The following is a 12,638-nucleotide window of genomic DNA, read 5'->3' on the forward strand; positions in this document are numbered from 1 at the left end:
TCCAGCGCGGCCCGCAGCCGCCCCAACTCCTCGTCGCGACCGGTGAACCCGGCGGGCGCCGGCGGCCGCGCGTCCAGGGCCGTAGGCGCCGGCCGCGGCGGCGGGGTCTCCGCCGACCCCCAGACCGGCCCCCCCCCGACACCCCCCCCCCCGCCCCACTTCTCGGCAAGTCACTCATTCGGGCGAGACCCGTGGCGTCAGCCGTCCGTACCGAACGCCATCACGAGGTACTCCTTGCTGGACGACGCCATGCCCCGCCTCTTGGCCCACACGGCGGACATGTAGAGCCGGCCCTGGCCGAAGCGCAGCTCCGCGTACTCCGGCAGCAGGTTGGCCTCCGAGTCCCGCACGCTCTTCGTGGCGGGGTTCTCCAGCAGCTTCACCGCCTTGAACGAACCGCCGTCGATGCTGACGACCTGCCCGCCCTTGTCGTACGGCGGCGCCTTGTAGGCGAGGAGGTTGCCGCCGTCGGTCCGCAGCGGGGAGAACGTGTAGCCGTCGCCGGCCTCGGCGCGCTGACCGGTGGGCTTGCCGGTCTTCAGGTCGAAGGCGACGATCTCGTTGGTCTTGCTGAAGTCGGCCTTGCCGTCGTGCGCCTCGGTCGCCAGGTAGAGCCTGCCGTTGCCCGCCACGACCTGCTTGCAGTCCTCGACCCGGGTGATGCCGTCGCAGTGGCCCGCGTAGGTGTCGCCGGGTGCGGGGATCCGGGCGAGCAGCGCGCCGGTCCTGGCGTCGATGGAGAAGTAGTCCGAGACGCCGCTGCCGTCGCCCGCGCTCTGGCCGACGTCGGCCGCGACCACCAGCGGGTCGGTGGAGACGACGGAGGCGTAGTCGATGCCGTCCGGCATCTTGTACTCGGAGTTCACCTTCCCGCTGGCCGGGTCGACGGTCTGGATGTGCAGCTCCGGCTCGTCGTAGGTGCCGCACTTGCGCACCGCGACCAGCCGGGTGCCGCCGCCGTACCCCTCGTCGTGGCAGGTGTCGCCCGGCTTGGGCTGCCACAGCGTCTTGCCCGACTCGATGTCGAAGGCGGCACCGCCCTCACCGCCGCCGACGGCGACGGTGTGCTGGGCGACGGTCACGTTCGAGAAGGTGACCGGGTAGTCACCGGACTTGATCGACTTCGTCCACAGCTGCTTGCCGGAGGTGAGGTCGACGGCGGAGACCTGGGTGCAGCCCGCGGTGGAGCCCTTCGCCGGCATCTTCGGCTGGAAGGCGACCGCCGTGCGGCCGTCCTCGTCGACGTGGCCGCTGGTCGCGCAGACCGGGCCGGGCAGCTTGAGCGTCCACAGCCGGGTGCCCTTGGCCGGGTCGTAGCCGACGATCTCCGCGATGCCGCTCTTGGCGTACACCGTGTCCGTCAGCCAGGAGCCCATGGTGCTGACCGTGTCGTCCGCCTTGGGCAGCGGCACCTCGAAGAGCACCTTGGCGGCCGCGTCGGACGGCACCTTCTCCTTGCCGCCCCCGCCGGTCGTGCCGCCGGAGCCCTTGCCGTGCGAGCCGCCGGAGGAGGCGGTGTGCTGCGGGTCGTCGCCCCCGGAGGACTTGGCGTACCAGACGCCGCCGCCGACGATCAGCGCGATGGCGACGACCGCCGCGACGACGATGAGCATCGCGGTGTTGTTCCGCCCGCCGCCCGCTCCGGGCTGGGGCTGCATCGGCACGGTCGGCGGCTGGCCCTGGCCCGGGTAGCCGTAGCCGGGCTGCGCGCCGTGCATCGGCTGCGGGGGCTGGGCGTAGGGGTTGTGCGGCTGGGCGCCGTAGCCCGGGGGCTGCGGGGCGGGGTGGGCCGGCGGCTGGGCGTACGGGTTCTGCTGCGCGCCGGGGTGGCCGTACCCGGGCTGCGGCGGCTGGGCCGGCGGCTGCGGGGGCGGGGGCGGCGGGTAGCCGTAGCCCGGTTGCGGCGGCTGCGGCGGCTGGTTCGGCGGGGGCGGGGGCGGCTGGGTCATGCTGTGGGTACCTCGATGACGCGGGAAGGCCGTACGGCGAAGGGGACTCGGGCAGGGGCGGGCTGCGGCCGGCTCAGTTGCCGAAGGCGATCATGAGCTTCTCCTTCGCGTCGTCGTCGCCGGACAGCCGGCCCGCGGAGACGAAGAGCCGCCCGCCGGTCCAGTCGACGACGCCGTCGTAGAAGGTGTTCTCGGCCTCGGCGGCGCCCTGCGGGTTCTGCAGCAGCCGGGTCGTCGGGTGGGAGGAGCCGGTGACCGGGACCGACACGACCTGGCCGCCGGTGTCGTACGACGGCTGCACGTACGCCACGAGCTTGCCGCCCTCGACCTTCACCGGTGACATCGGCTCGTCGGCCGGGGACTTCACCCGCCACTTCTCCTTGCCGTCGGAGAGGCTGATGGCGACGATCTCGTTGGCGCTGCCGGTGGCGTCGGTCGGCAGGTAGAGCATGTTCGCGTCGACCGCGACCCCCTGGCAGCCCTGCAACTCGCGCTCCAGGACCGCCCAGCCGCAGCGGGGGGCGAACTTCTCGTCCACCTTGACCTCCGAGCGGAACTTGCCGCTGCTGGTGAAGGTGGAGATGTTCCAGGCCTTCTTGTCCCGGTTGGTCAGGTAGACCACGAGCGGGTCGACCGAGTACGTCCGGGTCACCTCCCAGCCCTTCTTGACCGGCTGGGTCCAGCGCACCTTGCCGGTGGCCGGGTCGAGTTCCTGGATCTCCTCGTGCTCCTTGCCGGTGCCGGCGCCGCAGGAGGCGACCTGGATCAGCCGGCCGGTGCCGCCCGCGTAGGCGGCCGGGAAGCAGGCCGCGCCGTACTTCTTCTTGTCGTACAGCTTCTTGCCGCTGTCGATGTCGTACGCCGTGCCCGACTGCGAACGGCCCACCATCAACGTCTTGCCGCTCACCGTCAGTTCCACGTTGAGCGCGCTGTCGAACAGTCCGCCGTCGGCGACCTCGGCGCTCCAGCCCTTCTCGCCGGTGCGCAGGTCCAGCTGCTGGAGCTGGTTGCACTTGGCGCGGTCGCCGCCGCCGTTCAGGTACGCCACGACGATCTTGTCGTCGGCGGACTTCTGCGGGGTGGCCGCGCAGATCTTCTGCGGGAAGTCGACCGGCCCCCAGGCGGTGGCGCCGTCGGCGGTGCCGAAGGCGAAGACCTGCTTGTACGCCGCCTTCACCGCCGTGTCGCCGCTGACCCACATGCCGGGCGCGTCGGCGCCGGAGGCCGGGGCGTCGGGCGCCGGCTTGTACCAGAGCACCTTCGCGTCACCGGCCCGGCGGCCCTCGTTGAGGTGTTCCGGGTCGTCGCCGCCGGAGCCGGTCGGCGAGGCCGTGGCGGAGTGCTTGGGGTCGTCGCTCTGCTGGGCGACCGGCTTCTTCTTGCCGCCGCCGTCGTCGTCTCCGCCGGTGAGCGCGACCACCGTGCCGCCGACGACCAGCAGCGCGGCCACCGCACCGCCGACGATCAGCGCCGTCTTCTTGCGGGAGGCCGGCTTGCCGGCGACGAGGCCGCCGGGCGCGGCGCCGGGCATGCCCGGGTACGGCGGCTGCTGCGGGTGGCCGTAGCCGGGCTGCGGGGCGCCGTACGGGCCCTGCTGCTGCGGGGGTTGCTGCGGGTAGCCGTAGGGACCCGGGGTGGCGCCGTACGGGCCCGGTTGCGGGGGCTGCTGCGGATAGCCGTAGCCCGGCTGGGGCTGCTGCGGGGGACCCGCGGGCTGCTGCGGGGGCGTGGCCGGCGGCGGAGGCGCGCCGAACCCGCCCTGCGCGGGCGGGGTCTGCGGTGCGGCACCGAACCCGCCCTGGGCCGGCGGGTTCTGCGGCGCGGGGCCGAAACCGCCGCCCTGCGGCGGCTGGTCCTGCGGCGGTCCGAACCCGCCCTGCGGCGGCTGGTTGGGCGGCTGAGTCATCAGCGCTCTTCCCCCTCGTTCACTGATTTTTAGCCACGCCCCGAGGTTCGTGACGGCCCCAAGGTCGCTTACAGACAGTTCTCAGACGGCTCTTTCTATCACCCGGCACAGACAGCACACGGGGCCGCGTCCTCCCCTGTTCCCAAGGGCGGACCGGCCCGTGATGCTGTTGTTATGCGCCTTCACTCCCCCTTCACGCGGCGCACGCGCCCCCCTTCGTGCGCGCCCGTGGGAAGCGTGTGGGGTCAGGCGTCCTCCGCCAGTTCCAGCCAGCGCAGCTCCAGTTCCTCGCGCTCCCCGGCCAGGTCCCTCAACCGGGCGTCGAGTTCGGCGACCTTCGCGAAGTCGGTGGCGTTGTCGGCGATCTGCGCGTGCAGCTTGGACTCCTTCTCGGAGATCTTGTCCAACTGGCGCTCGATCTTCTGGAGTTCCTTCTTCGCGGCCCGCTGGTCGGCGGCGCTCTTCTCCGCGGTGACCGGCTTGGGTGCCGTGGCGGCGGACTGCGCGGCGACCGCCTCCTCCATCCGCTGCCGCCGCTCCAGGTACTCGTCGATACCGCGCGGCAGCATCCGCAGCGTGCCGTCGCCGAGGAGGGCGAAGACCCGGTCGGTGGTGCGCTCCACGAAGAACCGGTCGTGGGAGATGACGATCATCGAGCCGGGCCAGCCGTCGAGCACGTCCTCCAGCTGCGTGAGGGTCTCGATGTCGAGGTCGTTGGTGGGCTCGTCGAGGAAGAGGACGTTCGGCTCGTCCATGAGCAGGCGCAGCAGCTGCAGCCGCCGCCGCTCACCGCCGGACAGGTCCCCGACCGGCGTCCACTGCTTCTCCTTGCCGAAGCCGAACGTCTCGCACAGCTGACCGGCGGTCATCTCGCGCCCCTTGCCGAGGTCGACGCGCTCGCGGACCTTCTGTACGGCCTCCAGCACCCGCCACGTCGGATCGAGTTCGGCGACCTCCTGGGAGAGGTAGGCGAGCTTGACGGTCCGGCCGACGGCGATGCGCCCGCCGGCGGGCTGGGCCTCGCCCTCGGTACGCGCCGCGTCGGCCATGGCCCGCAGCAGCGAGGTCTTGCCGGCGCCGTTGACGCCGACGAGACCGATCCGGTCACCGGGGCCGAGCTGCCAGGTGACGTGCTTGAGCAGCACCTTCGGCCCGGCCTGCACGGTGACGTCCTCGAGGTCGAAGACGGTCCTGCCGAGCCGGGAGGAGGCGAACTTCATCAGCTCGCTGCTGTCGCGGGGCGGCGGCACGTCCGCAATCAGCTCGTTGGCGGCCTCGACCCGGAAGCGCGGCTTGGAGGTGCGGGCGGGGGCGCCGCGCCGCAGCCAGGCCAGCTCCTTGCGGATGAGGTTCTGCCGCTTGGCCTCCTCGGTCGCGGCGATCCGCTCGCGCTCGGCACGGGCGAAGACGTAGTCGGAGTAGCCGCCCTCGTACTCGTACACGTCGCCGCGCTGCACGTCCCACATGCGGGTGCAGACCTGGTCCAGGAACCACCGGTCGTGCGTCACGCAGACCAGTGCCGAGCGCCGGTTCCGCAGGTGCGTCGCGAGCCAGGCGATGCCCTCGACGTCGAGGTGGTTGGTGGGCTCGTCCAGGACGATCAGGTCCTGCTCCTCGATGAGCAGCTTGGCCAGCGCGATACGGCGCCGCTCGCCACCGGAGAGCGGTCCGATGACGGTGTCCAGCCCCTTCGGGAAGCCCGGCAGGTCCAGCCCGCCGAACAGCCCGGTCAGGACGTCCCTGACCTTGGCGTTGCCGGCCCACTCGTGGTCGGCCATGTCGCCGATGACCTCGTGGCGGACGGTGGCGGCGGGGTCGAGGGAGTCGTGCTGCGTGAGCACGCCGATCCGCAGTCCGCCGGAGTGCGTGACCCGGCCGGTGTCGGCCTCCTCCAGCTTGGCGAGCATCCGGATCAGGGTGGTCTTGCCGTCGCCGTTGCGCCCGACGACCCCGATCCGGTCCCCTTCCTGCACACCGAGCGAGACGCCGTCCAGCAGGGCACGGGTGCCGTACACCTTGCTGACGTTCTCGACATTGACCAGGTTGACGGCCATTTCACTCCTGTGCGCGGGGCTGTGTCTGTGTGCGGCTCCGCCGCGGGGTCGACCTTCTAGCGTAGGGCCTGCGGGGGTGAGGGCGGGGCGCGAGGGGGGTGTCACTCTTTGTGATGACGTGATCGGGAAAGGGCCGCTACGGTGGGAAGACAGGCCGCAGGATCCCGCCCATGGGAGGAACCATGACTGCCGAGCCGATCTCCGAGGCCGCCGCGCCCGACGACGAGCCGACCTCGCGGTGGCCGGTGCCTCCGGCGGACGGCTGGACCGTGGACGACCTGTTCACCCTGCCCGACCTCCCGCCGCACACCGAGTTGATCGACGGGAGCCTGGTCTTCGTGAGCCCGCAGCGGGATTTCCACAGCATTGTCATCGACCTGCTGGTGAGTGGCCTCCGCCGCACAGTGCCTACGAAGTTCAAGGTCCGCCGCGAGATGACCGTCGTCATCGACCGCAGAAACGGGCCCGAGCCGGACGTCTCCGTGCTCCGCTCGGAGGCGGTCGCCGGCCGCAGCCAGACGTCGTTCCCGGCCGCCGATGTCGTCCTCGCCGTGGAGGTGGTCTCGCCGGATTCTGAGTCACGCGACCGTGACACCAAGCCGCGCAAGTACGCCGCCGCGGGGATCGACCACTTCTGGCTGGTGGAAATGGTGGGAGAGGACGAGCGGCCGGTCGTCTACGTGTACGAGCGGGATCCGGTAACCAGGAGCTACACCGTCACCGGCATTCACCACGACCGGCTCAAGATCTCCGTCCCGTTCGACATCGACATCGACCTGACGGAGATCGACTCTCTCTGAGGCGCCCACCCCTCAGAGCACCGTCGCCCCCGCCACCGGCCCCGCCGCGGTCCGCACCGCCCTGCACGTCCCCGACGCCCGCAGCACCTCGGCCACCTTCTGGGCCGACTCCGCGTCCCGCGTGAGGAAGGCCGTCGTAGGCCCGGAACCCGAGACCAGCGCGGCCAGCGCACCCGCCCCGCGCCCCGACCCCAGGGTGTCCGCCAGCTCCGGGAAGAGGGACAGCGCGGCCGGCTGGAGATCGTTGGAGACGGCGGCGGCCAGCGCCTCGGCTTCCCCCTTCGCCAGCGCCTCCACCAACTCCGCCGAAACCACCGGCTCCGGGATCTCCCGTCCCTCGGCCAGCCGGTCGAACTCGCGGAACACCGCCGGCGTCGACAGGCCCCGCTCGGCCATCGCGAACACCCAGTGGAAGGTGCCGCCGACCTCCAGGGCGGTCAGCCGCTCACCGCGCCCCACCCCGAGGGCCGCCCCGCCGACCAGGCTGAACGGCACGTCACTGCCCAGCTCGGCGCAGATGGCGAGCAGCTCGGCACGCGAGGCACCCGTGCCCCACAGCCGGTCGCAGGCGAGCAGCGCGCCCGCGCCGTCCGCGCTGCCGCCCGCCATGCCGCCGGCGACCGGGATGTCCTTGGCGATGTGGACGTGGACGTTCGGTTCGATGCCCCGGCGCCCGGCGAGGGCGATCGCGGCGCGCGCGGCGAGGTTGGTGCGGTCCAGGGGCACCTGGGCGGCGTCCGGGCCCTCGCAGGTGATCCGGAGTTCGTCCGCGGGGGTCACCGTGACCTCGTCGTACAGGCCGACGGCGAGGAAGACGTTGGCGAGGTCGTGGAAGCCGTCGGGGCGGGCGGCGCCGACCGCGAGCTGGACGTTGACCTTGGCCGGGACCCGGACCGTGACGCTCACGTGCCGCTCTCCTCGTGCTCGGTGACGGCGTTCTTGTGCTCGGCGATCCGCGCGAACTCCTCCACCGTCAGCGACTCCCCGCGCGCCTGCGGCGAGACCCCGGCCGCGACCAGGGCGGCCTCGGCGGCGGCGGCGGATCCGGCCCAGCCGGCGAGCGCGGCCCGCAGGGTCTTGCGGCGCTGCGCGAAGGCCGCGTCGACCACGGCGAAGACCTCGGCCTTGGAGGCGGTGGTCTTGACCGGCTCGGCCCGCCGCACCAGGGACACCAGCCCGCTGTCGACGTTCGGCGCGGGCCAGAAGACGTTGCGGCCGATGGCCCCGGCCCGCTTCACCTCGGCGTACCAGTTGGCCTTCACGGACGGCACGCCGTACACCTTGTTGCCGGGCGCGGCCGCGAGCCGGTCGGCGACCTCGGACTGCACCATGACGAGGGTGCGCTCGATGCTCGGGAAGGTGTCGAGCATGTGCAGCAGCACGGGCACGGCGACGTTGTACGGCAGGTTCGCCACCAGGGCCGTCGGGGCGGGGCCGGGCAGCTCGCCGACGTGCATGGCGTCGGAGTGGACCAAAGCGAACCGGTCGGCGCGCTCGGGCATGCGGGCGGCGATGGTCGCGGGCAGCGCGCCGGCCAGAACGTCGTCGATCTCGACGGCGGTGACCCGGTCGGCGACCTCCAGCAGCGCCAGGGTGAGCGAGCCGAGTCCCGGGCCGACCTCCACGACCACGTCGTCGGGGCGGACGTCGGCGGTGCGGACGATACGGCGGACCGTGTTGGCGTCGATCACGAAGTTCTGGCCGCGCTGCTTCGTGGGACGCACACCGAGCGCTGCCGCGAGCTCGCGGACGTCGGCCGGACCGAGGAGGGCGTCGGGGGTGGGGCTGCTCACGGGGACAAGGGTACGGGGGCCGGGGGGACCGGCTTGCCAGGTGGCCGTCGGCCGGGGGCCCGGGAAACCGTGCGACCGGCCCCCGCGCCCGCCCCCGCACGCTCCCCGGTCACTTGTGCAGGAGCCCCCCGCAGTGCGGCCACGGGCTCGCCCCCCGGCGGATGTACAGCTTCTTCGCGCGGTAGGTCTGCTCCTCCGCGGAGGCGTCCTGGGGGCGGCCCTTGCCGCCGAGGGCGTGCCAGGTGCGGTTGTCGAACTGGTAAAGGCCGCCGTACGTGCCGGAGGGGTCGACCGCGTGCGGACGGCCGCCGGACTCGCAGGCGGCGAGCGCGCGCCAGTTCAGGTCGTCGGCGCCGTCCATGGCGGTGGGCCGCGGTTTGGTGCCGACCCGCACCACCTGCGTGCGGGGCGTGCGCACCAGCTCGGTCCGCTCCCGGCGCGGCCGCTGCCGGACCCCGTTGACGGTGCGCACGAGGTAGGTGATGCGCCGGAGCCCGGGCTGCCCGGGCTGGGCGACGACCTCGGTGCCCTTGAACAGCGAGGGGTCCTCGGTCCGCTGGACCTGGAACGGGATCTGCTCCTCGCGGACCTCGCGGGAGCCGGTCACCCTCAGCACGGTCACCGTCTGCCCGTCCCGCGGGAAGCTGTCGAGCGGGACGGAGGTGGTGTCCTGGCCGCGCAGGGTGATCCCGGCCTCCTCGACCGCCTCGCGGACGGTGGCCGCGTTGGTGCGGACGGTGCGGGTCCGGCCGTCGGCCAGGACCGTGACCGCGCGCTCGGTGCGCACGTCGAGCGCGAGTCCGGCGCGTCCGATGGGCCGGGAACGCGAGGTCGAGAGGTACGCGCCCTCGGCGCGCACCCCGAGCTGGTCCAGCGCGCCCTCCACCGTGTGCGCCGTCGTCCACACCTCGCGCCGCCGGCCGTCCAGGGTGAGCCGGACGGGACGGCCGTACCGCACCGCGACCTCGTCGCCGCTGGCGAGCGTCGTACCGGGGGCGGGCGCGATCACGTCGTGCGCCCCGACGTGTACGCCCTCCTCGGCGAGGAGTTCGCTCACGTCGTCGGCGAAGGTGTGAAGGGTGCGCTGCCTGCCGTCGACGCTCAGCTCGATCGCCTTGTCCTTGGCGACGAAGGCGGTGGTGCCGCCGGCCAGGAAGGCCACGACCAGGGCCTGCGGCAGCAGACGGCGCATGGGGGACTCCGGGCGCTCGGCGGAGCGCGCCCTGCGCCGGCGTGCGGCCCGCCCGCCGGCCTCCGTGGGCGGTCCCGGCACGGAGATCACCGTCGCGGGTGCGCCGGTCGTCTGCCGCGGCAGCGGCGGCACCGGCGGCAGCGCCTCCGTGACGAAGTAGGCCTCCGCCTCGTAGGCGGGCCGGTAGGTGTCCTTGGACAGGCCGTACGGCAGGGTCTCCGCGGTGTGGACGGAGGCGTCATGGCCGTAGGGGTCGTACGTCTCGTACTGCGACGTGCTCACGCCGACACGCTCCAGGGGCCAGAGGGGTCCGGATCGGGCCCCCAGAACCTAGCGGAGCGCCGGTCACTCTCCAAAGCGACTCGACTACGGACCGTCGCGCCTCGAACAGGCGCTCAGTAGCCGAAGGCGCGGGCGGTGTTCGCGCCCAGGGCGGTCGCCAGTGCGTCCTCGTCGATCCCGCGCACGGCGGCCATGGCACGGACGGTGACCGGCACGAGGTACGGGGCGTTGGGCCGCCCGCGGTAGGGCGCCGGGGTCAGGAAGGGCGCGTCGGTCTCCACCAGGACCAGTTCCAGCGGGGCGACGGCGAGGGCGTCGCGCAGGTGCTGGGCGTTCTTGAAGGTGACGTTCCCGGCGAAGGACATGAAGTAGCCCTCGCGGGCGCAGATCCCGGCCATCTCGGCGTCGCCCGAGTAGCAGTGGAAGACGGTGCGCTCGGGGGCGCCCTCCTCCTTCAGGATCCGCAGGACGTCGGCGTGGGCGTCGCGGTCGTGGATGACGAGCGCCTTGCCGTGCCGCTTGGCGATCTCGATGTGGGCGCGGAAGGAGCGCTCCTGGGCGGCCTTGCCCTCGGGACCGGTGCGGAAGTAGTCGAGGCCGGTCTCGCCGACGCCCTTGACCTGCGGCAGCGCGGCAAGCCGGTCGATCTCGGCGAGGGCCTCGTCCAGGGCCGCGTCGCCGCCCGCCGGGCGGGCGCCCTGCCGGGACCATCCGTCGGGGTCGCCGTGCACGATGCGCGGGGCCTCGTTGGGGTGGAGGGCGACGGCGGCGTGCACGCTCGGGTGGGCGGCGGCGATCTCGGCGGCCCACTGCGAGCCCTTGATGTCGCAGCCGACCTGCACGACGGTCGCCACGCCCACCGAGGCGGCCTTCGCCAGGCCCTCCTCGACCGTGCCGGACTGCATGTCGAGGTGGGTGTGGGAGTCGGCGACGGGCACCTGCAGCGGTGCCGGGAGCGGCGGGGCCGCCTTCCTGTCATCGTCTCCGGAGCTGTGGGCGGCGTTCGAAGGCATGCCCCGATCCTACGAAAGGGGCATGCCCCGGGCGGCCGGTGATCCGCTCAGCTCGCCCTGCGCTGGAACGGGTGCAGCAGGTCGGACAGGTGCCAGTGGTGCGGCTCCCTCGCCGGCCCCGGCACCTGCGGCGCCTCGGCCGGGCCCGCCGCCGGCACCCGGTGCTGCTGCCGCCCGGCCGCGCCGCGCACGGAGGAGACCTGGCCCGCGCGCATGATCCGCACGACGTGACCGTCGCAGTTGTGGCAGCACGGCCGGCTGAGCGGCGACGGCACGACCTGGCCGTCGGCCACGTACAGCACGAACTCCTGGCCCTCGGCGTCCGTGTGGTGCTCTATCTCGTACGACTGCTCCCAGCCGTGCCCGCACCGCATGCAGGCGAACGAATAGGACTCGTGAACGACGGCTGTGGCCGTACCGCGGAGACCGGTCTGCCCTGCTATGTCACTCATGCCAGCTCCCTGATGCACGGGTGCGTCCCTGATGGACGGGTGCGTCCCTCCGACCAGTGGACGCCTCGTCCGGGGCGAGCGCATCAGGCCTGTCGAGTGTTGGAGGCGATTTGGACATCGCTTGCCGAAGAGACGCGAACGAGACGGCTGAGCTTTGCCATCGACGCCAGCCCTTTGCCCGCCCATGGGGCGCGCGCTCACCCGAGAAGAGCCCTGCTCAGAGGCCTGGTGCGCCCCTAGCTCGGGTCTGCCTTCTTGGCGGCGACCACGGCGTCGAACACGACCCTCTTCGGCAGTCCGGCGTCCGCCGCCACCGCCGCGATGGCCTCCTTGCGGCGCTCGCCGGCCTCCTCGCGCACCCGCACCCGGCGGACCAGTTCCGCGGCGTCGAGTTCCTCGGGTCCGGGCTCGGGCGCGCCCTCGACCACGACGGTGATCTCCCCGCGCACCCCCTCGGCGGCCCACCGCGCCAGCTCGGCGAGCGGACCGCGCCGGACCTCCTCGTACGTCTTGGTCAGCTCGCGGCAGACGGCGGCCCGCCGGTCCGCGCCGAAGACCTCGGCCATCGCCGCGAGGGTGTCGTCGAGCCGGTGCGGGGCCTCGAAGTAGACGAGGGTGCGCCGCTCGCCCTCGACCTCGCGCAGCCGGGACAGCCGTTCGCCGGCCTTGCGGGGCAGGAAGCCCTCGAAGCAGAACCGGTCGACGGGCAGCCCGGACAGGGCGAGCGCGGTGAGCACGGCGGACGGCCCGGGGACGGCGGTGACCCGGATGTCCTGCTCGACGGCCGCCGCGACCAGCCGGTAGCCCGGGTCGGAGACCGACGGCATCCCGGCGTCGGTCACCAGCAGCACGCGCGCGCCGCCGAGCAGCTCCTGGACCAGTTCCGGCGTACGGGCGGACTCGTTGCCCTCGAAGTACGACAGCACGCGGCCCTTGGGGGTGACGCCGAGCGCCTGGGTGAGCCGGCGCAGCCGCCGGGTGTCCTCGGCGGCCACGACGTCGGCGCCGGCCAGCTCCTCGGCGAGCCGGGGCGGCGCGTCCGCGATGTCGCCGATGGGGGTACCTGCCAGGACAAGGGTTCCAGTCACGCCCCCATCCTCCCAGGAGTTCCGGGGCCGGTTCCGGGGGCCCGCATTCGGGGGGAAACGGACCGTGTCCCGACCGGTACCGCACATGCACGGGACTCGCACAGGCCGG

The 12,638-nt window shown here is 73.0% G+C and carries 10 protein-coding genes; 1 reads left to right on the forward strand and 9 read right to left on the reverse strand.

The window, feature by feature from the left end; genetic code table 11:
• Positions 1-197: 197 nt before the first annotated feature.
• The 3 genes from ABZ923_RS25905 to ABZ923_RS25915 all read right to left on the reverse strand — a co-directional run bounded on the left by ABZ923_RS25905 (position 198) and on the right by ABZ923_RS25915 (position 5,909).
• Positions 198-1,949: a PQQ-binding-like beta-propeller repeat protein gene (locus ABZ923_RS25905; protein ID WP_361475927.1), complete on the reverse strand. Its 1,752-nt coding sequence runs from the start codon at positions 1,947-1,949 to the stop codon at positions 198-200.
• A 73-nt stretch (positions 1,950-2,022) separates the two neighbouring features.
• The gene (locus ABZ923_RS25910) at positions 2,023-3,855 is read right to left on the reverse strand and encodes a PQQ-binding-like beta-propeller repeat protein (protein ID WP_361475929.1); all 1,833 of its coding nucleotides are present in this window, start codon (positions 3,853-3,855) and stop codon (positions 2,023-2,025) included.
• Positions 3,856-4,100: 245 nt separating this feature from the next.
• The gene (locus ABZ923_RS25915) at positions 4,101-5,909 is read right to left on the reverse strand and encodes an ABC-F family ATP-binding cassette domain-containing protein (RefSeq protein WP_361475931.1); all 1,809 of its coding nucleotides are present in this window, start codon (positions 5,907-5,909) and stop codon (positions 4,101-4,103) included.
• A 182-nt stretch (positions 5,910-6,091) separates the two neighbouring features.
• Here ABZ923_RS25915 and ABZ923_RS25920 point away from each other — a divergent pair, with 182 nt between their 5' ends.
• A complete protein-coding gene (locus tag ABZ923_RS25920) occupies positions 6,092-6,709 on the forward strand; it encodes a Uma2 family endonuclease (protein WP_361475933.1) in 618 nt (205 codons plus the stop codon).
• A 12-nt stretch (positions 6,710-6,721) separates the two neighbouring features.
• Here the strand turns inward: ABZ923_RS25920 and ABZ923_RS25925 are convergent, their stop codons facing one another.
• The 6 genes from ABZ923_RS25925 to rsmI form a co-directional block, all read right to left on the reverse strand.
• Complete coding sequence (locus ABZ923_RS25925) at positions 6,722-7,615, reverse strand: 4-(cytidine 5'-diphospho)-2-C-methyl-D-erythritol kinase (RefSeq protein ID WP_361475935.1); 894 nt, start codon at positions 7,613-7,615, stop codon at positions 6,722-6,724.
• Positions 7,612-8,502: a 16S rRNA (adenine(1518)-N(6)/adenine(1519)-N(6))-dimethyltransferase RsmA gene (rsmA, locus tag ABZ923_RS25930; protein WP_361475937.1), complete on the reverse strand. Its 891-nt coding sequence runs from the start codon at positions 8,500-8,502 to the stop codon at positions 7,612-7,614. The genes ABZ923_RS25925 and rsmA overlap by 4 nt, the downstream gene beginning before the upstream one ends.
• Before the next feature lie 109 nt (positions 8,503-8,611).
• A complete protein-coding gene (locus ABZ923_RS25935; RefSeq protein ID WP_361475939.1) occupies positions 8,612-9,976 on the reverse strand; it encodes a ubiquitin-like domain-containing protein in 1,365 nt (454 codons plus the stop codon).
• 113 nt (positions 9,977-10,089) lie between these two features.
• The gene (locus tag ABZ923_RS25940; RefSeq protein ID WP_361475941.1) at positions 10,090-10,989 is read right to left on the reverse strand and encodes a TatD family hydrolase; all 900 of its coding nucleotides are present in this window, start codon (positions 10,987-10,989) and stop codon (positions 10,090-10,092) included.
• A gap of 47 nt (positions 10,990-11,036) precedes the next feature.
• Positions 11,037-11,441 (reverse strand): hypothetical protein, encoded by a 405-nt coding sequence (locus ABZ923_RS25945; protein WP_361475943.1) that lies wholly within the window; start codon positions 11,439-11,441, stop codon positions 11,037-11,039.
• Positions 11,442-11,677: 236 nt separating this feature from the next.
• Positions 11,678-12,529 carry a 16S rRNA (cytidine(1402)-2'-O)-methyltransferase gene (gene rsmI, locus ABZ923_RS25950; RefSeq protein ID WP_361475945.1) on the reverse strand — a complete coding sequence of 284 codons (852 nt, stop codon included), beginning with the start codon at positions 12,527-12,529 and terminating at the stop codon, positions 11,678-11,680.
• Between the last annotated feature and the right edge of the window lie 109 nt (positions 12,530-12,638).

Origin of the sequence: Streptomyces sp. NPDC046881 (genome assembly GCF_040645015.1) — a bacterium.
Taxonomy (GTDB): domain Bacteria; phylum Actinomycetota; class Actinomycetes; order Streptomycetales; family Streptomycetaceae; genus Streptomyces.